This window comes from Streptomyces sp. NPDC048106, assembly GCF_040706415.1.
Classification (GTDB): Bacteria; Actinomycetota; Actinomycetes; order Streptomycetales; family Streptomycetaceae; genus Streptomyces.
On record NZ_JBEZND010000003.1, the window covers coordinates 44,737 to 64,678 of the forward strand.

The 19,942-nt window shown below is 74.2% G+C and carries 16 protein-coding genes and 2 pseudogenes; 5 read left to right on the forward strand and 13 right to left on the reverse strand.

Going from position 1 to position 19,942, the window contains the following annotated elements; all coding sequences use genetic code 11:
- The first annotated feature begins 103 nt into the window (after window positions 1–103).
- Window positions 104–1,153: a Gfo/Idh/MocA family oxidoreductase gene (locus AB0927_RS03440; protein ID WP_366665812.1), complete on the forward strand. Its 1,050-nt coding sequence runs from the start codon at window positions 104–106 to the stop codon at window positions 1,151–1,153.
- A 61-nt stretch (window positions 1,154–1,214) separates the two neighbouring features.
- Here AB0927_RS03440 and AB0927_RS03445 read toward each other — a convergent pair whose 3' ends face one another.
- The 5 genes from AB0927_RS03445 to allB form a co-directional block, all read right to left on the reverse strand.
- Window positions 1,215–2,399, reverse strand: a complete 1,185-nt coding sequence (locus AB0927_RS03445; protein WP_366666051.1) for a cytochrome P450 — start codon at window positions 2,397–2,399, stop codon at window positions 1,215–1,217.
- Window positions 2,400–2,574: 175 nt separating this feature from the next.
- Window positions 2,575–3,006: a ribonuclease gene (locus tag AB0927_RS03450; protein ID WP_366665813.1), complete on the reverse strand. Its 432-nt coding sequence runs from the start codon at window positions 3,004–3,006 to the stop codon at window positions 2,575–2,577.
- A gap of 190 nt (window positions 3,007–3,196) precedes the next feature.
- Window positions 3,197–4,009 carry an AIM24 family protein gene (locus AB0927_RS03455; protein ID WP_366665814.1) on the reverse strand — a complete coding sequence of 271 codons (813 nt, stop codon included), beginning with the start codon at window positions 4,007–4,009 and terminating at the stop codon, window positions 3,197–3,199.
- A gap of 386 nt (window positions 4,010–4,395) precedes the next feature.
- The gene (gene alc / locus AB0927_RS03460) at window positions 4,396–5,511 is read right to left on the reverse strand and encodes an allantoicase (RefSeq protein WP_366665815.1); all 1,116 of its coding nucleotides are present in this window, start codon (window positions 5,509–5,511) and stop codon (window positions 4,396–4,398) included.
- A gap of 52 nt (window positions 5,512–5,563) precedes the next feature.
- Window positions 5,564–6,901, reverse strand: a complete 1,338-nt coding sequence (gene allB / locus AB0927_RS03465) for an allantoinase AllB (protein ID WP_366665816.1) — start codon at window positions 6,899–6,901, stop codon at window positions 5,564–5,566.
- A gap of 280 nt (window positions 6,902–7,181) precedes the next feature.
- Between allB and AB0927_RS03470 the strand changes: the two genes are divergently transcribed.
- Complete coding sequence (locus tag AB0927_RS03470; protein WP_366665817.1) at window positions 7,182–7,976, forward strand: IclR family transcriptional regulator; 795 nt, start codon at window positions 7,182–7,184, stop codon at window positions 7,974–7,976.
- 95 nt (window positions 7,977–8,071) lie between these two features.
- Here AB0927_RS03470 and AB0927_RS03475 read toward each other — a convergent pair.
- Window positions 8,072–8,365, reverse strand: a pseudogene (locus AB0927_RS03475) (DUF5955 family protein); the annotation flags it as partial.
- Window positions 8,366–8,511: 146 nt separating this feature from the next.
- Here AB0927_RS03475 and AB0927_RS03480 point away from each other — a divergent pair.
- Complete coding sequence (locus AB0927_RS03480) at window positions 8,512–9,120, forward strand: nucleotidyltransferase family protein (protein ID WP_366665818.1); 609 nt, start codon at window positions 8,512–8,514, stop codon at window positions 9,118–9,120.
- 143 nt (window positions 9,121–9,263) lie between these two features.
- Window positions 9,264–10,889 (forward strand): malate synthase A, encoded by a 1,626-nt coding sequence (gene aceB, locus AB0927_RS03485; RefSeq protein ID WP_366665819.1) that lies wholly within the window; start codon window positions 9,264–9,266, stop codon window positions 10,887–10,889.
- A 45-nt stretch (window positions 10,890–10,934) separates the two neighbouring features.
- On the opposite strand, the gene AB0927_RS03490 is transcribed toward aceB, so the two are convergent.
- Together AB0927_RS03490 and AB0927_RS03495 are read right to left on the reverse strand one after the other, a co-directional pair.
- The gene (locus AB0927_RS03490; RefSeq protein ID WP_366665820.1) at window positions 10,935–11,849 is read right to left on the reverse strand and encodes a HipA family kinase; all 915 of its coding nucleotides are present in this window, start codon (window positions 11,847–11,849) and stop codon (window positions 10,935–10,937) included.
- 87 nt (window positions 11,850–11,936) lie between these two features.
- Window positions 11,937–12,527, reverse strand: a complete 591-nt coding sequence (locus AB0927_RS03495; RefSeq protein WP_366665821.1) for an HAD family hydrolase — start codon at window positions 12,525–12,527, stop codon at window positions 11,937–11,939.
- Between the two features lie 210 nt (window positions 12,528–12,737).
- Between AB0927_RS03495 and AB0927_RS03500 the strand changes: the two genes are divergently transcribed.
- Entirely contained in the window at window positions 12,738–13,493 is a 756-nt protein-coding gene (locus AB0927_RS03500) for an NAD-dependent epimerase/dehydratase family protein (protein ID WP_366665822.1), read from the forward strand.
- Between the two features lie 24 nt (window positions 13,494–13,517).
- Here AB0927_RS03500 and AB0927_RS03505 read toward each other — a convergent pair whose 3' ends face one another.
- The 5 genes and pseudogenes from AB0927_RS03505 to malQ form a co-directional block, all read right to left on the reverse strand.
- Complete coding sequence (locus tag AB0927_RS03505) at window positions 13,518–14,579, reverse strand: hypothetical protein (protein ID WP_366665823.1); 1,062 nt, start codon at window positions 14,577–14,579, stop codon at window positions 13,518–13,520.
- Window positions 14,576–15,616 (reverse strand): galactose-1-phosphate uridylyltransferase, encoded by a 1,041-nt coding sequence (gene galT / locus AB0927_RS03510; protein WP_366666052.1) that lies wholly within the window; start codon window positions 15,614–15,616, stop codon window positions 14,576–14,578. Before galT ends, AB0927_RS03505 begins: the two co-directional genes overlap by 4 nt.
- Before the next feature lie 66 nt (window positions 15,617–15,682).
- Window positions 15,683–16,654 (reverse strand): annotated as a pseudogene (gene rfbB, locus AB0927_RS03515) (dTDP-glucose 4,6-dehydratase); the annotation flags it as partial.
- Window positions 16,651–17,799 (reverse strand): glucose-1-phosphate thymidylyltransferase, encoded by a 1,149-nt coding sequence (locus AB0927_RS03520; RefSeq protein ID WP_366665824.1) that lies wholly within the window; start codon window positions 17,797–17,799, stop codon window positions 16,651–16,653. The gene AB0927_RS03520 and the pseudogene rfbB, both read right to left, overlap by 4 nt.
- Window positions 17,796–19,895 carry a 4-alpha-glucanotransferase gene (malQ, locus tag AB0927_RS03525; protein ID WP_366665825.1) on the reverse strand — a complete coding sequence of 700 codons (2,100 nt, stop codon included), beginning with the start codon at window positions 19,893–19,895 and terminating at the stop codon, window positions 17,796–17,798. Before malQ ends, AB0927_RS03520 begins: the two co-directional genes overlap by 4 nt.
- Window positions 19,896–19,942 lie beyond the last annotated feature (47 nt).

Sequence of the window (19,942 nt, forward strand, 5' to 3'; positions counted from 1 at the left end):
GGGCTTGAGGGTAGCCGGGGCGGGGGTTGACGGGAAGTCGTGAAGTCCGGTTGTCCTGACATGAGAATTGACAGGGGCCCGACCGCGCCGCCACTTTGTTCCCATGCGCATCGGGGTCATCGGTACGGGTCGCATCGGCGCCATTCACGCCCACACGCTCAGCCGCCACCGGGAGGTCGGATCGCTGATCCTCACGGACGCCGATCCGGCGCGGGCGCAGCAGCTGGCGCACCGGATCGGCGAGACGGCGGCGCCGGGGGTGGACGAGATCTTCCGGTGGGGCGTGGACGCGGTGGTGATCACCACGGCGACCGCGGCCCACGCCGAGCTGATCGGCCGGGCGGCCCGCTCGGGCCTGCCGGTCTTCTGCGAGAAGCCGATCGCCCTCGACCTGCCGGGCACGCTCCAGGCGCTCGCCGAGGTGGCGGCGGCCGGGACGGTGCTCCAGATGGGCTTCCAGCGCCGCTTCGACGCGGGGTACGCCGGCGCCCGCGAGGCCGTGCGTGCCGGGCGGCTCGGCCGGCTGCACACCGTGCGGGCGCTGACCTGCGACCAGTCCCCGCCCCCGGCCGACTGGCTGCCGCTGTCCGGCGGCCTGTTCCGGGACACGCTCATCCACGACTTCGACGTCCTGCGCTGGGTGACCGGCCGGGAAGTGACCGACGTCTACGCCGCCGGCTCGGACGCGGGCCCCGCGATGTTCCGCGAGGCCGACGACGCCTGTACGGGCGCGGCGCTGCTCACGCTGGACGACGGCACCCTGGCCACCGCGACCGCGACCCGCGTGAACGGCGCCGGTTACGACGTCCGCATGGAGCTGGCCGGGGACCAGGACACGGTGGTGGTCGGCCTGGACGACCGTACGCCGCTCGCCTCCACCGAACCGACCGGACCGCCGCCCGCGGACAAGCCGTGGACCGGCTTCCTGGAACGCTTCGCCCCCGCCTACGAGGCCGAGCTGTGCGCCTTCGTGGAGGTGCTGCGGGGCGAGCGCGCCAACCCCTGCGACGGCCACGAGGCCCTCCAGGCCCTGCGGATCGCCGAGGCGTGCGAGGTGTCGCGGCGGGAGCGGCGGCCGGTGGCCATGGCGGAGATCCCCACGGCGCCCCCGTCCGCGGCGGCCCCCGACGGGTCGTACGACGGTCACGCGTGAGCCGTAACGGACCTCCGGCCGCCCGTTGGCCGCGGCTCCGCGCCACGCCCGCCGCCCGTCCCTACCAGCGCACCGGCAGGGTCCGCAGCCCGCGCATGAGCATGCCCGGCAGCCACTCCTCGTGCGGGCCGTCCAGGGCGAGGCCGGGGGCGCGGGCCAGCAGGGTGGAGAGGGCGGTGCGGCCCTCCAGGCGGGCCAGGGGCGCGCCCAGGCAGTAGTGGAGGCCGTGGCCGAAGGCGAGGTGGCCGCGGGTGTCGCGGCGGATGTCGAAGCGGTCGGGGGCGGGGAAGCGGGTGCCGTCGCGCTGGGCGGCGGTGAGGCCGATCAGCACGTGTTCGCCCTGTTCGACGCGGACGCCGCCGATCTCCAGCGGCTCGGCCGCGTACCGGAAGGTGGCGTTCTCCACCGGGCCCTCCCAGCGCAGCGTCTCCTCGATCGCGCCGTCGATCAGGCTCATGTCGGCGCGCAGCGCGGCGAGTTGGTCGGGGTGGGTGAGCAGCGCGAGGACGCCGTTGCCGATGAGGTTGACCGTGGTCTCGTGGCCGGCGATGAGCAGCAGGAAGGCCATGCCGCGCAGTTCCTCGGGCGAGAGCCGGTCGCCGTCCTCGGCGGTGGTGCGGACCAGGTCGCCGAGCAGGTCGCCGGCGGCCCCGGAACGGCGCTTGTCCTCGATCAGGTCGGTGAGGTAGGCGCCGAGGCGGACGGTCGCCTCGCGCCCGGCGTCCGGACCGGTCGGGGCGACCACCTGGCTGGAGATCTCGCGGAATTCGGCGCGGTCCATCTCGGGAACGCCGAGCAGCTCGCAGATGACGGTGAGGGGCAGCGGGTAGGCGAGGGAGGCGATGAGATCGGCGCGGCCCGCGCGGCCGGGTGACAGCATCTCGTCCAGCAGGCCGTCGGCGATCCGCTGGACACGCGGGCGCAGTTGCTCGACCCGGCGCATGGTGAAGGCGCGGGCGACGAGAGCGCGCAGCCGGGTGTGCTGGGGCGGGTCGGTGACCAGCATGTTCGTGCCGATCAGCGCCTGGTCGACGACGTTCAGGCCGATCTTGGTGCCGTCCTTGGCGAGCCGGGGGTCGGCGAGCGCGGCACGCGCCTCCTCGTACCCCACGACGAGCCAGGTCTCGTGGTCCTCGTCCGCGTCGGGCCGCCGGATCCGGTGCACCGGACCGCGCTCACGCAGCCGTGCGTACACCGGATGCGGATCGCGCCGGAACGCGTCCCCGAACTCCCCTGGGTCCACCATTGACTCTCGCTGGTCCATGACTCCCCTTCCGGACTCCCCCGAGGCCGACCGGGCATGTCCCGGTACCTGTGAGAACGTGTACGGCGCCTACTTGGTGCCCGCCGGGCGCCGGACACGGCTCGCCCCGCGGCCGTCGGGTGGGGGTGGGAGGCCGCGGGGCGAGGCTCGGTGGGGGTCAGCAGCCGAAGTCGATCAGGTCGAACGTCGCGTAGTGGTCGGCGGTGTAGTAGTCCTCCTGGGCGCGCTCGCCGGTGACGATGCGGCGGGCGCCGCGGGTGGAGGAGCCCGGCGTCACCACGGTGTACTCGTGGTAGTAGCCCGAGGTCTGGCTGGGCAGCACGCCTTCGCGGTTGGAGAAGACCGTGCCGTCCTGGGAGTAGGGGTAGGGGCCGCCCTCGGCGATGAGGCCGAGGGTGTCGTCGGCCTGCGACGGCAGGGCGCTGTGGCAGACGCTGCCGACGGAGGCGGTGGAGACGACGGAGGCGGTGGAGGCGGTGGAGACGACGGACGCGTTCGCCGTGGTGGCGGAGACGGTGCCGGCGGTGAGGAGCGCGGACAGGACTGCGGCTGCGGCGCCGATCCGAGCGGCGCGTGGGGGGAATCGCATGACGCCATGATGACGCGCGTAGACAAGAGCATGTCAACGACAAGGCCGCAGATTTCCCCCTCAAGTCACCCTGCTTTTCCGCGGGTTCACTTTTCTCCGCGAGACACCCACAGGAAGCTCACAGGGCGGTCACCCGGCCCTCCCGGAGGGGCCGCCGGGCGGCCCCCCTCCGCCCTCCGGCGGCCGGGGCTCACCCCGCGTGCGTGGAGAACAGGCCGCCCGTCGGGCCCTGTTTGTCGCCGCCCTGGGCCTTCTTCAGGGCGTTGGCCAGACTCTCGATGGTCAGGGACTGGAGGATCACCCGGCCGTTGCCCTCCAGGGTGGCCAGGGAGAGGCCCTCGCCGCCGAAGACGGCGTTCATGATCCCCTGCCGGTTGAGACCGCCCACGCGCTGGACGCCGTACTGGATGCCCTCCTCGAAGGCGACCACGCAGCCGGTGTCCACCTCGATGCGGCCGCCGAAGTCCGCCGGGTTGAGGTCGATGAAGTTGCCCGCGCCCGCGATGATCACGGTGCCGTACCCGGTGAACTTCTCCAGGACGAAGCCCTCGCCGCCGCTCATGCCGGTCCGGCCGCCCGCGAAGGCGATGCCGAACTCCACCGTGGACTCCGCGGCCACGAAGGCGTCCTTCTCGGCGAACCAGGCGCGGTGCCCGTCCAGTTCCAGCGCGCGCATCTCGCCGGGCAGGACGCCCGCGAAGCCGACCGTGCCCTGGCCGCCCTGGGCCGTGAAGTACTGGAAGGCCAGGGACTCCCCCGCCAGCATCCGCTGGCCCACCTGCATGGCGGTGCCCATGGCCTGGCGCAGCAGGCCGCCCATGCCGCCGCCCCCGCCGCCCTGCTGCTGCCCGCCGCCGGACGGGCCGGACAGCCGGGTCTCCATGGTCACGTTCGTGGTCTTGAACAGGAACTTCCCGGCCTCGCAGTACACGGTCTGGCCGGGGGTCAGGTTGACGACCGCCATCTGCATGGCGTTGCCGACGATCTCTTGCTGAAGGGTCACGCCCGGAAGAACGAGGGAGGCGGGGCGAAGAGTTCCGGCCGCGGCCCGATCCGGTCACCGTTCGCCGTCGGCGGACAGTCCGGGTGTGGCGCGGGTCACGCCCCGGTGATCGCCATGGGTCCCGCGCCCGGGACGGCCGCGCGTTCGCCGCCGGAAGAAGACGGTGGCGGTGGACCCGCCTCCCACGGCGCCGGGGGTCCGGCCGGAAGACGCGCCGGTATCGCATCGGGGGCCCGCCGCCGTCCGGCCCCGCCGAGGGGCCGTTCGGCCCTGTTCACCCGCCGCCACCTGCTGGTTCACTGTGGACGCGGCACGCACCGCGGACAGCACGCGGGGCGGGCGCCCGCCTCCCCGCGGTGCCCGCCCCCGATCCGCGCGTCGGTACCTCAGCCGCCCAGTTCCCGGTGGCGCTCGGCCAGTCGGGCCGCTCCGGCCTCGGTCGGGGAGCCGTGCAGGCGCAGCCGGGAGATGCCGCCGTCGGGATGGATGTCGATGCGGGCGTGGGTGCCGACGGCCGGGTCCGGCAGGACGAACCGGTGACCGGTGTCGGGCTGGAGCCGGGTGCGGGGCAGGACTTCCCGCCAGTCGCCGTCCTCGCCGTCGCGCAGGGAGACCGACGCCCAGCCGGCGCTGTTGCCCTTGAGGCAGGCGGTGTCGATCTCGATGGCGCGGACGCGGGACTGGGCGACGAGCCGGTAGCGGATCCAGTCGTGGCCCTGGTCGCGGCGGCGCCGGGTCTCCCAGCCTTCGTCCATCGTGCGGGACCGGCCGGGCCGGATGGTGTTGGTGGCCGGGGAGTAGAAGAGGTCGGAGGCGTCCTCCACGCTGCCGCCGTTCTCCAGGGCGACGACGTCGAAGGTGCCGAGGACCGCCAGCCACCGCGGATCCGGGGCGACTTCGCCGTGCACGCGCAGGCGGGCGATGCCGCCGTCGGGGTGCTGGTTGAGGCGCAGGTGGGTGAAGCGCCGCTCCAGGGACACCGGGAAGCCGTTCGCCGCGTGGCCGCCGACGGGTGTGCGCGGCACCAGGGTCGTCCACCGCACGTCGTCGCCGAGCAGTTCCGCGGGCGAGGGTGTGCCGGGCACCGAGGCGGCCTCGACGGAGACGGCCTGCGGGTGGTTGCCGCGGAAGTGGGCGGTGTCCACCACGATGCCGTGGATCACGCCGGGGGCGCCGAGGCGGATCAGCGCCCAGTCGTGGTCCTCGGCGGCGGGCCAGGGGTGTTCGGCGCGGTCACCGCGCCGGCGGCGGGTCTCCCAGCCGTCCATGACCTTCCCCTTGTGTCCGAAGTCCCCGGGGTCGAACTCGGCGCGGCCTGGCACCAGCAGGTTCTCGCGCGGGGCGAAGAACTCGTCGTTGGCCGCGACGACAGCGGCGCCGAGGCGGCGGTCGGCGAGGTCGGGGTACCGGGTGAAGGAGAAGTCGGCGGTGCGGTAGTCCGCGTACGGGTCGCCGCCCGCGTAGGGCTGCGCGTCGCCGGTAAAACCTGGTGTCGCCGTCACGGTGATCAGTGGTTCCTCTCGGGAGCCGGCGGGATGGTTCGCGGGGGTGGGCTCAGGGGCGGTCGAGCAGCCTGCCCTTCGGAGGCGTGAACTCGCCGTCGGCGGCGATGCGTTCGCCGCGCAGCCAGGTGGACCTGACGACGCCGTGCAGGGTCCGGCCGGCGTACGCGGTGACCCGGTTGCGGTGCTGGAGGCCGGCCGGGTCGACGGTGAAGGTCTCCTCGGGGGCGAACACCGCGAAGTCGGCGTCGCGGCCGGGGGCGATGGCGCCCTTGCGGGCGTCGAGGCCGACGAGGGCGGCGGGGCGCGCGGACATCCACCGGACGACGTCCTCCAGGGTGTGGCCGCGCCCGCGGGCCCCGGTCCACACGGCGGAGAGGCTGAGCTGGAGGCCGGAGATGCCGCCCCAGGCGGTGGCGAAGTCACCGGTCTTGAGGTCGGCGGTGCAGGGCGAGTGGTCGGTGACGACGCAGTCGACGGTGCCGTCGGCGAGCGCCTCCCACAGCAGGTCCTGGTTGGCGGCCTCGCGGATGGGCGGACAGCACTTGAACTCGCTCGCCCCGTCAGGGACTTCCTCGGCGGTGAGGGTGAGGTAGTGCGGGCAGGTCTCCACGGTGATCCGGACGCCCTCGGCGCGGGCGGCGCGGATCAGCGGCAGGGCGTCGCCGGAGGACAGGTGCAGCACGTGCACCCGGGCGTCCAGGCGGCGGGCCTGCGCGATCAGCGCGGCGATGGCGGTGTCCTCGGCGTCGCGCGGGCGCGAGGCGAGGAAGTCGGCGTAGCGGGGGCCGCCGTGCCGCGGGGCGGCGGCCAGGTGGCTCGGGTCCTCGGCGTGCACGATCAGCAGGCCGCCGAAGCCGGTGATCTCGGCGAGGGAGCGGGCGAGTTGCTCCTGGTCGAGGTGGGGGAACTCGTCGACGCCGGACGGGGACAGGAACGCCTTGAAGCCGAAGACCCCGGCGTCGTGCAGCGGGCGCAGGTCGCCGACATTGCCGGGCAGGGCGCCGCCCCAGAAGCCGACGTCGACGTGCGCCTTGTCCCGGGCCACGTCCCGCTTGATCCGCAGGTGCTCGGCGGTGGTGGTCGGCGGGAGGGAGTTGAGTGGCATGTCGACGAGGGTGGTGATGCCGCCGGCGGCCGCGGCCCGGGTGGCGGTCCAGAAGCCCTCCCACTCGGTGCGCCCCGGATCGTTGACGTGCACGTGGGTGTCGACCAGGCCGGGCAGCAGCGCATGGTCGCCGACGTCCGCCAGGCGCGCGCCGGCCGGGACCTCGGTGTCGTACGGCAGGACGGCGGTGATCGTCCCGGCGGACACGGTGACCGTGGCGGCCCGTGTCCCCTCCGGGGTGATGACGCGCGTCGAGCGCAGCGCCAGGTCGACGTCGGACACCCGGACTCCTCTCCGTACCGCCGTCGAACGCCAGGGCGTGCGCGCCGGAAACAGGATGTACAGCCATGAAACGGATTTCAACGTTCTGTTGAAGGAGTCTTCACTCCCGGTTGGGCGCCGTCAAGGGCGCCCGCCGGGCGCGGACAGGGGGCGCTGTACTGCACGTTTCCACACAGCAGAACGAGGATTCCGGAAAACGGGACGCGGTTCCGGGCCAGCGGGGAGGCGACTTTCCGCCGGGTAGGCTGCTGCCCTCTGTTCGTCCCGAAAGGAACGCACCGTGCCGACGTCGAGCGCCAGCACCCCCGGCTCCGCCAAGTCCTCCGGCGGTGGCGGGGTCCAGTCCCTTGAGCGCGCCTTCGACCTGCTGGAACGGATGGCGGACGCGGGCGGCGAGGTCGGTCTCAGCGAACTGTCCGCGATGAGCGGGCTGCCGCTGCCCACCATCCACCGGCTGATGCGCACGCTGGTCGCCTGCGGCTACGTGCGCCAGCAGCCCAACCGGCGGTACGCGCTCGGCCCCCGGCTCATCCGGCTCGGCGAGTCGGCGTCCCGGCTGCTCGGCACGTGGGCGCGGCCGCACCTGGCCCGGCTCGTGGCGGAGACCGGCGAGACCGCGAACATGGCGCTGCTGGACGGCGACGAGGTCGTGTACGTGGCGCAGGTGCCGTCCAAGCACTCGATGCGGATGTTCACGGAGGTCGGCCGGCGGGTGCTGCCGCACACCACGGGCGTGGGCAAGGCGCTGCTGTCGGAGGTGGCGGACGACGAGGTGCGGGCGCTGCTCGGGCGGACCGGGATGCCCGCGGCGACGGACCGGACCATCACCACGCCGGAGGGGTTCCTCGCGGCGCTGGCGGAGGTGCGGCGGCAGGGGTACGCCGTGGACGACAACGAGCAGGAGGTGGGGGTGCGGTGTCTCGCGGTGTGCGTGCCCGGCTCTCCGACGGCCGCGGCGATCTCCATCTCGGGGCCGGCGGGACGGGTGACCGAGGACGCCACCGAGAAGATCGTGCCGGTGCTGCGGCAGGTCGCCCTCGAACTGTCTCAGTCGCTGGCCAGCTCGGGCGCCTGACGGGGAAGGTCCGCCGGCCGGCCGGCCGCGGCGGGTCCGCGGTGGCCGCTCGCGTGGTGCCCCGCGCCCTGGGGGCCGGCCTCCCCGGTGCCGTCGCGCCGCTCCCCGAACAGGTCCACCGCGGCCCTGACCTGCCGCAGGGGTCCCGCGAGGGCGCTCATCGAACCGACGGCGCCCGCGAGGAGCAGCAGCGAGCCGCGCAGACGGGGGATCTCCGGGGCCCCGTCGGCGGCCATCGCGGCCAGCGTCGCCAGTTCGTCCTCGGCTATCGCGCGGTCGGGGAAGTCCGTGCGCAGGGCGGCCAGTTCACGGCGTAACCGGGACACCGCCGTGCGCAGCTCCGTCACTCTCGGGTCCTCGTCGCTGCCGGTCACCGGCCTCTGCCCCAAGCTCCGCAAAGCAGCCCTCCCCAGGCATGCCACGCCGTCGTGCGCGGGCCAGTAAACGCCACCCGGCCCGGCGAGCGCCACAGGGCATGCCGAAATTCAGCCCAAGGAATCCCGAGAGCCGGGCCGCCGTCGGGTATGCAGGAGCCATGACGGACATCCAGGACCCCATCGGGGAGGTCGCCGGTCTCGTGCTGGCCGCCGGTGGCGGCAGACGGCTCGGCGGGCGGCCCAAGGCACTGCTGGAACACCGGGGGCGGCCCCTGGTCGAGCACGCCGCGGGGGTGCTGCGGGCGGCCGGGGCCGGGCGGATCCATGTCGTGCTGGGGGCGCGGGCCGACGAGGTGCGCGCGCGGGCCGCGCTGGGCGGGTGCGTCCTCGTGGACAACCCGGACTGGGCCGAGGGCATGGGCTCCTCGCTGCGCGCGGGACTCGCCGCGCTCGCCCGGACGGACGCGCGGGCGGCCCTGGTCCTCCTGGTCGACCAGCCGGGCATCGGACCCGAGGCGGTGGCACGGGTGCTCAAGGCGTACGACGGCGCGAACACGCTGGTCTCGGCGGCGTACGACGGAACGCGCGGGCATCCCGTGCTGTTCGGGTCGGCCCACTGGGCGGGGATCGCGGCCGCCGCCACCGGGGACCGGGGCGCCCGCGCCTATCTCCGGGCCCACGAGGGGGACGTCCGGCTGGTGGAGTGCGCCGACGTGGCGGAGCCCTACGACATCGACACGGAGGCCGACCTGAGCCGCCTGGAGTGAACGGGAGCCGTTGATGTTCCACAATGAGAAAACTAGTATCCACTGTTCAGAAGCGTCCGGCCGTACCGTGGGCGCGATCGACCCCTTTCGTTCCCCTTCGTGCCGCTCGCACGGGGTGCCACCGCTGAAGGAAGTGACCGCTCATGTCCGCACCGGCGCCGTCCCCGCTGGCCATCGTCGACGCCGAGCCCCTGCCCCGGCAGGAGGAGGTCCTCACGGACGCGGCACTCGCCTTCCTGGCGGAGCTGCACCGGCGGTTCACCCCGCGCCGTGACGAACTCCTGGCCCGCCGGGCCGAGCGCCGCGCCGAGATCGCCCGCACCTGCACGCTCGACTTCCTCCCCGAGACCGCCACGATCCGCGCGGACGACTCCTGGCGGGTCGCCCCGGCCCCGCCCGCGCTGGAGGACCGGCGCGTGGAGATCACCGGGCCCACCGACCGCAAGATGACGATCAACGCGCTCAACTCGGGCGCGAAGGTCTGGCTCGCCGACTTCGAGGACGCCTCCGCGCCCACCTGGGAGAACGTCGTCCTCGGCCAGCTCAACCTGATCGCCGCCTACACGCGGGCCATCGACTTCACCGACCCCGCGTCCGGGAAGTCGTACGCGCTGCGGCCGAACGAGGAGCTGGCGACCGTCGTCATGCGCCCGCGCGGCTGGCATCTGGACGAGCGGCACCTCACCGACGCCGACGGCCGTCAGGTCCCGGGCGCGCTCGTGGACTTCGGCCTGTACTTCTTCCACAACGCCCGGCGGCTGCTGGACCTCGGCAAGGGCCCGTACTTCTATCTGCCCAAGACCGAGTCGCACCTCGAAGCGCGGCTGTGGAACGACGTGTTCGTGTTCGCGCAGGACCACCTCGGCATCCCGCAAGGCACCATCCGCGCCACCGTGCTGATCGAGACCATCACGGCCGCGTACGAGATGGAGGAGATCCTCTACGAACTGCGCGACCACGCCTCCGGGTTGAACGCCGGACGTTGGGACTACCTGTTCTCCATCGTGAAGAACTTCCGGGACGGCGGGCCCCGGTTCGTCCTGCCGGACCGCAACGCGGTCACGATGACCGCCCCGTTCATGCGCGCCTACACCGAACTCCTCGTGCGCACCTGCCACAAGCGCGGCGCCCACGCGATCGGCGGCATGGCGGCCTTCATCCCCTCCCGCCGGGACCCGGAGGTCAACAAGGTGGCCTTCGAGAAGGTCCGCGCCGACAAGGACCGTGAGGCGAACGACGGTTTCGACGGCTCCTGGGTCGCGCACCCGGACCTGGTGCCGATCGCCATGGAGTCCTTCGACCGGGTCCTCGGCGACCGGCCGAACCAGAAGGACCGGCTGCGCGAGGACGTGCGCGTGGCGGCCGCCGACCTGATCGCCGTCGACTCGCTGGAGGCGAGGCCGACGTACGCGGGTCTGGTCAACGCCGTGCAGGTGGGCATCCGTTACATCGAGGCCTGGCTGCGGGGTCTCGGCGCGGTCGCCATCTTCAACCTGATGGAGGACGCGGCCACCGCCGAGATCTCCCGCTCCCAGATCTGGCAGTGGATCAACGCGGGCGTCGAGTTCGAGAACGGCGAGCGGGCGACGCCCGAGCTGGCCCGCGAGATCGCCGCCGGTGAACTCGACGCCATCCGCGCGGAGATCGGCGCCGAGGCCTTCGCCGCCGGGCACTGGCAGGAGGCGCACGACCTGCTGCTGCGGGTGTCCCTGGACGAGGACTACGCCGACTTCCTCACGCTGCCGGCGTACGAGCAGCTCAAGGGCTGACCCGCGCAGGGGGCGCCCCGGGGTACTCCCCCGGGCGCCCGCCCGTCAGCGCAGATGGACCGCCCCGTCGTGTTCCACCGCGGGCTTGCCGTGCAGGTCGGGGACCTGCTTCAGCCAGGCCGGGCGGCCCGCCTGGGTCCGCGCCGCGCGGGCGGCGTCCTCGGCGGCGACCTGCTCACGGCTCGGGAACTCGGTGGGCAGCCACTCGGCCGACAGCCGCACCCGGGCGAGGAGGTAGCCGACGTAGGCGTCCCGCACGTCGTCGGGCGTGGCGAACCCGGCGTCCTCGGCCAGCCAGGCGTCCGGCACCTTCGCGACGACCGCGCGCAGCAGTTCCTCCGTGACGCGCGGGGCGAGCGCGGCGTCGGCGGCGCGCACGTCGGGGCCGTAGGGGCCGAGGGCGTGGTGGCGGAAGTCGTATCGCTTGCCCGGGGTCGTGGTGTCCCAGCGGTGGTGGAAGACGAGGGCGGCGCCGTGGTCGATGAGCCACAGGCGCGGGGGCACGGTGCCGAGCGTGGGCCACACCATCAGGTTGGAGCTGTGCACGGTGCGGTCGACGTTGACGGTCAGCGCGTCCAGCCACACCACGCGGCCCGCCTCCAGCGGGTCCACCGGGAAGTCGCGGGCCAGCTCCGGGGTGAGGTCGCGGGCGCCCGGCAGGTAGTCCATGCCGAGGTTCACCCCCGCGCTCGCACTGTGCAGCTCGCGCACCTCCTGGTGCGGCTCGGCGTCGGCGACGGCCGGATCGAAGTGCACGAGGACCAGCTCCGGGAACCGCAGGCCGAGCGCGCGGGCCAGCTCCCCGACGATCACCTCCGCGACCAGCGCCTTGTGGCCCTGCGCCGACCCGGTGAACTTCACGACGTAGGTGCCCAGATCGTCGGCCTCGACGATGCCGGGGACGGAGCCACCGGAGTGCAGCGGTTTGATATAGCGGGTGGCGGTGACCTCTCTCAGCATCTTTCGAGGTCCCACAGGTCGTTTGCCTTACTTTCCACGGTCAGCTCCGAGGCGGTGCGTCCCGGGGAGGCTCCCCGGTCCGATCGATTATCCCCCTCGGCGGCAGATCGTCCGGAGGGCCTCGGCGGTGGTGGCGGTGCGCAGGGTCGGGGCGGGCGGGGGCGGCGGCCCGGCGGTCGTGGTCGCGGCGGTCGCGCGGGGGCCGACCCAGGCGGTGCGGCAGCCGGCCCGCCGGCCCGCCTCGACGTCCGTGGCGAAGTCGCCGATCATCCAGGAGCGCGACAGGTCCAGGCGCAGGTCCGTGGCCGCCCGCAGCAGCATGCCCGGCTCCGGTTTACGGCAGGAGCAGCGCCGCGTCAGCTCCGGCACGACGCCGTCGACGTGGTGCGGGCAGGTGTAGATGCCGTCCAGCTCCACTCCGACGGCGGCGAGTTCGTCCCGCAGGTGGCGGTGCATCGCCTCCAGGTCCCGGTCGGTGAACAGGGCGCGGGCCAGCCCGGACTGGTTGGTGACGACGACCAGGGCGGCGCCGTGGTCCTCCCGAAGCGTCCGCAGCCAGGGGCCGATCCCGGGTTGCAGGACGAGGTCCGCGGGGCGGGACGGGTAGTGCCGGGCTTCGGTGAGCGTGCCGTCGCGGTCCAGGAAGACCGCGGCCCGCGACGGGCGGACGGAGGTCATGGGCGCTCCACTTCCGGGAGAAGGACCAGGTGGCAGCCAAGAAGTAGCCGCTGCCCGGCGGCCGTCGCAAGCGAGCCAGTCGGCTATGTCAACAGGTCCGGCGCCACGTGCGCGCCGATGACGCCTCCCCTGGCACCGCCGCCGGTCTAGCCTCGGACGCCCGGGTCACGGCCGGCCGGCGGACGGCCGGTTCAGCGGAGGAGTCATCTCGTGGAGATCGTGGGAAGCGGCTTCATCGCGGGCGCCCTGCAAGCGATCGCCCAGCGCCATCCCGGGGTCGTCGCGCTGGCGGCCGGGGAGTCCCGGATACTCCCCGAGTACGCGCCCCGCGATCTGGCCCGCGAGGCCGCCCTGGTGACCGAGCAGGCGCGCCGCTGCGCGGCCACGGGCGCCCGGCTCGTCTACTTCTCGACGGCTTCCGCCGCGCTGTACGGCACGCCGGGCTGCTCGGGCACGGAGGAGTGCCGGCACGCGCCGCGCACGGCGTACGGCCGGCACAAGGTCGCCATGGAGGACCTGGTGCGGCAGTCCGGCTGCCGCTGGCTGATCCTGCGGCTCAGCCATCTCGTGGGCCCGGGGATGCGGCCCCATCAGCTCGTGCCGTCCCTGGTGGCGCAGGCGCTCGCCGGGCAGGTGCGGATCCTGCGCCGGGCGAGCCGCGACCTGCTCGACGTGGCCGACTTCGTGGCGATGACGGACGCCGTGCTCGGCGCGGGGGTCGAGGGCGAGACGGTCAACGTGGCGTCCGGACGCTCCACCGAGGTGGACGCGATCGTCGACCATGTCGCCGCGCTGACCGGTACGGATCCGGTACGGCGGTACGTCGAGGAGACCAGCAGGCACTCGGTCTCGATCGAGCGGCTGCGCGCCCTGTCCGCACGGCCGTGGACGTTCGGCGAGGACTACTACAAGGGTGTGCTGGACCGGTCCGTCGGCGAGTTGCTGCGCGTGCGGTCGGCGCTCTGACCCCCTGGGGCCGGTCCGCGCGGGTCAGAGGGTGTGCAGTACGGCTCCTCGCGTGTCGAAGGCGAACGGCTGCTCGCGCATGCCGTGGGCCGCCAGGACGTCGCGCACCCGGTCCTGCCCCGCGAGCGGGACGTGCAGCAGCAGGAACCCGCCGCCGCCCGCGCCGAGCAGCTTGCCGCCCGTGGCGCCGGCCGCGAGGGCGTCGTCGTAGGCGCGGTCCACCCGGGGCAGGGAGACCCGGGCGCCGAGCCCGCGCTTGAGTTCCCAGTGCCGGCCGAGCAGCAGACCCACCTCGGTGAAATCGCCCTTCACGAGGGCCTCTTTGAGGGGCTCGGTGAGGTCCTTGATCTCGTGCAGCCGGTGGGTGGTGTCCCGGTCGCCGCGCTCGGTGCCGCCGGCCTGGTCGCTGAGGATGGCGCCCGCGTCGCGGCTGGTGCCGGTGTGGAAGAGCAGGAGTTCCTCGCCGAGCCCGCGCACGTGCTCGGCCGGCACGTCCACGTCCTCCACCTCCACGCTTCCGTCGCGGTGGAAGTGCAGCAGCCGGAACCCGCCCAGGGCCGAGAGGTAGTGGTCCTGTCGCCCCACGGGCCGGCCGAGGCCCTCGATCTCGATGTCGCTCGCCGCCCGGGCCAGCGCACGGGCGTCCAGCGGCGTGCCGGACAGACCGGCGACGAGGGAGACGCAGAACGCGGCCGAGCTGCCCATGCCGGTGGCCCCCGGCACGTCCCCCGAGGAGAACAGGTCCAGCGGGGCGCCGTCCCAGTGGCGGCGCATCGCCTCCCGCGCGAAGGGGTTGGCCAGTTCCCCGGCCGACTCGGCGTGCCCGCAGGAGTCCAGGCACACCCGGATCCCGGTCGCTCTGCGGGCGCGCCGGCCCACGACGGTGACCCGCAGATCCGTGGCCGCCCCGAACACCAGCCCGCCGAACCGGCCGGCGTAGCCGGGCAGATCGGTGCCGCCGCCGGCGAGCGAGACCCGCAGCGGGGCGCTGCTCACCCACATTCCGCTCACGCCCGCTCCCGTCGCGCCGCTCGCCCCTGCCCTGGCCATGCCGGTGCCCGCCTCCGTTCCGATGCCCTGGCTCATGCCGTCACCGCCGCCCGGCGCAGCGCCTCGGCCGCCCGCTCGGGGTCCGTCTCGCTCACGAAGGCGCCTGCCCCCAGTTCGCCCGCGGCCATCCGTTTGACCGCGCCGGGGCCCCAGTGGTCGGAGAAGACCTGGGCCCGCAGATGGGCGAGTTCCCGGCCTTCGCGGGCGGGTGCCTGCACCCACACCGCCATGTACGGCAGCGGCTGGTCGGCCACCGTCTCGAAGCGCCGCAGGACCGACCGGTAGATCCCGGCGAGATCCTCGCGTTCCTCCTCGGTGAGCGCGGCGAGGTCCGGCACGTGCCGTCGCGCGTACAGGTGCACCTCGAACGGCCAGCGCGCGGCGAACGGCACGAACGCCGCCCAGTGCGCCGAGCGCGTCACGATCCGGCTCCCCTCGCGTTCCTCGGTGCCCAGGACCGCGCAGAACACGCAGTCCTCGCCGCGCAGCCGGGCCTGGCGTGCCGTCTCCTGCATGCGCGCGAACCGGTCGGGGATCCACGGGTAGGCGTAGATCTGCCCGTGCGGGTGGTCCAGGCTGGCGCCGACCTCCGCGCCCCGGTTCTCGAAGCACACGACCTGGGCCACGCCGTCGAGCCGGTTGAGTTCGCGGGTGCGGTCCGCCCAGGCCTCGATCACGGTGCGGACCCGGGACCGGGGCAGCCGGGCCAGCGGGGTGTGGTGGTCGCCGCTGTACGAGATCACCTCGCAGCGGCCCGGCGCGGGGGCGTCGGCGAGCATCGCGGGGCCGTCCGCCGGTCCGGGCGCGGACGTGCCGCCGAGCGCGGGGAAGCGGTTGTCGAAGACGGCCACGTCGTAGGCGCCGCCCGGGATCTCCGCCGCCTCGCCGGGTGTGTCGGGGCACAGGGGGCAGTGCGGTCCGGTGGCGGAGCGGCGGCGCCGGTGCGCGGCCATCAGGATCCACTCCCCCGTCGTCGGGTCGCGCCGCAGCGACGAGGCGGGGGCCGGGGCCGGCACGGGCCGCGCCGGTGCGTCCGCGCGGACGCGCCCGGGGTTTTCGTCGTAGTAGTGCACGCGCCGGCCGTCCCCGAGCGTGGTGCTGCTGCGGTGGACGGTGGTGGCCGGGGCCGCCGCGCGCTGTGGGCGCGGGCGCTCCCACCAGGACCGGTTGGCGCGGTACCACGCCACCGTCTCGGCCAGCCCCTCGGTGAAGGAACGCCGTGGCAGGTAGCCCAGTTCGCTGCGGATCCGGGACCAGTCGACGCTGTAGCGGGCGTCGTGGCCCTTGCGGTCGGCCACGTGCTCCACGCTCTCCCAGTCGGCGCCGCACAGCTCCAGCAGCCGTTCGGTGAGCTGCCGGTTGGAGAGTTCGACGCCGCCGCCGATGTTGTAGACGCCGCCGGGGCGCCCGTGTTCCAGGACGAGGCGGACGGCCCGGCAGTGGTCCTCGACGTGCAACCAGTCGCGCACGTGGCGGCCGTCGCCGTACAGCGGGACCTTCCGTCCGTCGAGGAGGCGGGTGACGAAGCGGGGGATCAGTTTCTCCGGGTACTGGTGGGGCCCGTAGTTGTTGGAGCAGCGGGTGATCCGCACGTCCAGGCCGTGGGTGCGGTGGTACGACAGCGCGAGCAGGTCGGCGCCCGCCTTGGACGCGGAGTAAGGGGAGTTGGGCGCGAGGGGCTGGTCCTCGGTCCAGGATCCGGCGGGGATCGTGCCGTACACCTCGTCGGTCGAGACGTGCACGAAGGTGCGCGGCCCGTGTTTCACGGCGGCCTGCAACAGGGTCTGCGGGCCGAGGACGTTGGTGGCGACGAAGGCGTGGCCCGCGGCGATGGAACGGTCCACGTGCGACTCGGCGGCGAAGTGCACCACCGCGTCGTGGTCCGCCATGAGCCGGTCGACCAGGCCCGCGTCGAGGATGTCCCCGTGGACGAACGTGAAGCGCGAATCGTCCGCCACCGGGCGGAGGTTGGCGCGGTTGCCCGCGTAGGTCAGGGCGTCCAGCACCGTGACCTTGTCCGGGGGTATGTGCGTGTCGTCGTCCGGCGTCAGCAGGGAGCGGACGAAGTGCGAGCCGATGAAGCCCGCCCCGCCCGTGACGAGGATTCTCATGAGGTGCCCACCGGGCCTTCCTGCGGTCTGTCCTTGGGGGAGGGACGGGGACGGTCGCCCGGCGGGCGGGGCGCCGCGGTGACGCTGCTGTCGTCGCCCAGCACCAGCCGCTGCGCCCGCGAGCCGGGACCCGGCCCGGTCACGCTCGCGTGCCGCCCGAGCAGCGAGCCCTCGACCGGGCCCGCGCCGTCGAGTCGTACCCCCTCCAGAAGGATGGAGGAGCGTACGGCGCTGCCGGTGATCCGGCAGCCGTCGGCCACCGAGGTGTACGGGCCGACGACCGAGTCCCGTACGAGGACGCCGGCGCCGATGACGGCCGGGCCCACGACGCGGGAGCGCACGATCGAGGCGCCCTCGTCGATCCGCACCGGCCCGACGACCTCGCTGTCCGCGTCCACCTCGCCGCGCACCGAGCGCTCGACGTCCTCCAGGACGGCGTTGTTGGCCTCCAGGAGGTCGTCGGCGGTGCCGGTGTCCTTCCAGTAGCCGGTGAGCAGCGAGGCGCGCACCGTCCGGCCGGAGTCGATCAGCCACTGCACGGCGTCGGTGATCTCCAGCTCGCCGCGCGCGGACGCCCCGATGGCCGCGACGGCCTCGTGCACGGCGGGGGTGAACAGATAGGCGCCCGCCACGGCCAGGTCGCTGCTGGGCTCCGCCGGTTTCTCCTGGAGGCGCAGGACCGTCGCGTCCGGCGCCACCTCGGCGACGCCGAACCCCGTGGGATCGGCGACCTTGGCCAGCAGGAGCCAGGCGTCGGCGAGCCCGGCCGGCCGCTCGGCGCGGTAGCGGGCCATGAGGTCCGCGACGCCGTTCGACAGGTAGTTGTCCCCGAGGTACATCAGGAAGTCCTCGTCGCCGAGCCAGTCGCGCGCGATCCGTACGGCGTGCGCCAGGCCCAGCGGTTCCTCCTGGACGAGGTAGGTGAGGCGGGCGCCGGACCCCGAGCCGTCCCCGAGGGCGTCCCTGAGGTCGCGGGCCGCGCCCCCGACCACCACGCCGATCTCGGTGATGCCGGCCGCGGTGATCGCCTCGATGCCGTAGCGGACCACGGGCTTGTTCGCGAGCGGGATGAGCTGCTTGGCCAGGGTGTGGGTGAGGGGGCGCAGCCGGCTTCCGGTGCCGCCCGCCAGGACGAGTGCCTTCACCGGGGGCCGCCCCCGGTGAGGGCGGTGGCCACCGCACGGGCCAGGGGTGCGGTGCTCAGCCGGGCGAGGGTGACGGGCCGGCCGTCGGCGTCCGCGACGGGCTGCTGCCAGTTGGGCTGCGCGTCCGAGGTGCCGGGCAGGTTCGGGGAGCGCAGGTCGCCGACGACGTCCGGCAGCCAGGCCGCCAGCAGGACGGACGGGGTGCGCGCCAGGTACCGGTGCAGGGCGGTCAGTTGGCCGGGCAGGTCGTCACCCGGGGCGCAGCCGGCGCGGGCGGCCTCGTCCAGCCAGGTGCCGCGCAACTCGTCGGCCGCCTTGCGTTCTTCGGCGAGGGAGCCGGGCAACAGGCCGTGTCGGTGGCGCAGTTCGACGTGGTCGCCGGTGAGCCAGGAGGCGGTGCTGGGCAGGTCGTGGGTGGTGAGGGTGGCGAGGCACTGGCGCCGCCAGCGGTGTGCGGGCACGATCGCGCCGGCCGGGTCCTCCTCGCCGAAGGAGGTGGTCTCCCGGGTGAGCCAGAGGACCGAGGTGCCGAGGACGCCCCGGGCGGCGAGTTCGTCGCGGACGCCGTTCTCGACGGTGCCGAGGTCCTCGCCGATCACGTGGACGCCCGCCCGGAGTGCCTCCAGGGCCAGCACGCCGAGCATCGCCTCGCGGTCGTAGCGCACGTACGTCCCCTCGGCGATGCCCGCGCCCTCGGGGATCCACCACAGCCGGAAGAGCCCCATGACGTGGTCCACGCGTACCGCGCCCGCGTGCCGGAAGACGCGGCGCAGGAGTGCGGCGTAGGGCGCGTACCCGGTCCGGGCCAGCGTGTCCGGCCGCCACGGGGGGATCTGCCAGTTCTGCCCCTGGGCGCTGAACGCGTCCGGCGGGGCGCCCGCGGCGACCCCGGTGGCCAGGCAGTCCTGGAGGGCCCAGGCCTCCGCGCCGCCCGGGTGCACCCCGACCGCGAGGTCGTGGACGACGCCGATCGCCATCCCGGCCTCCTCGGCCGCCGCCTGGGCGTCCGCGAGCTGGCCGTCGACCAGCCAGGCGAGCCAGCGGTGGAACTCCACCTCGCCGGCCAGCCGCTCCCGCTCCTGCCGGACGGCGGGGGACGCGGGGTGGCGCAGTGCGGCGGGCCAGGTGCGCCAGTCGGGGCCGTGGGCCTCGGCGAGGGCGCGCGCGGTCGCGAAGTCCGTCAGCTCCTGGCCCTCCCGGGCGGTGAAGTCCCGGTAGGCGTGCAGACGTTCGGAGGTCGGCGGCACCCGGTGGAGCAGCCGGAGGGCCGCGCGTTTGAGTTCCCACACGGCGTCGCGGTCGATGAGCGCCTCGCCGTCGAGGACGCGGGTGCGCAGCCGCTCGGCGCGCTCGTGCAGTTCGCGGGCGGCGGCCCGGTCCGGGCCGGTCAGCGCCGCGTACTCGGGCAGGGCGTCGACCCTCAGGTGCACCGGGTCGGGGAAGAGCCGGCTGGAGGGCCAGTAGGGGGAGTGGTCCGCGTGGGCGGCCGGGAGCATGGCGTGCAGGGGGTTGATCAGGGCGAAGTCGGCGCCGAGGGTGCGGCCGGACCACTGGAGGAGGGTGGTGAGGTCGCCCAGGTCGCCCATGCCCCAGGAGTCGTCGGACAGGACCGAGTACAGCTGGGCGGCGAAGCCCCAGCCGCGGCGCTCCGGTGCGGGGATGCGGTCCGGGGCGACGATGAGCGGCGCGCTCACCCAGCCGTCGGACGAGGCGGCGCGCAGGGTGTGGTAGCCGAGCGGGAGGTCGGCGGGCAGCGTCCCGTCCGCGGGGAGGTCGCGGCTGCCGCCGTCCTCCAGGTCCACGACGAGCCGGGTGCCCGCCGCCGTGTCCAGCCGCGCCGGGCGGCCCGGTCGGGCGATCACGTACGGCGGCAGCGGACGGGCGGCTTGTTCCCGCCGGTGCTCTTCGAGTGCCGTCCGGGCCCGCTCGGGGGTCGAGGCGTCGACGCCCAGGGCGGCCAGCACCCGGATGAGGGTGGTGTGCGAGACGGGCCTGACCGTGCCGTCCGCGGCGCGGTACCAGGTGTCCACCCCTTTGGCGCGGGCGAGTTCGGCGAGCGCTTCCGGCGCGTGCTGCGGCTGGGCGGTTGCTGTCACGGCAGTCTTCTCCTCTCGGTCCTGCGGCGCGGCGGGCTCACTCGTGG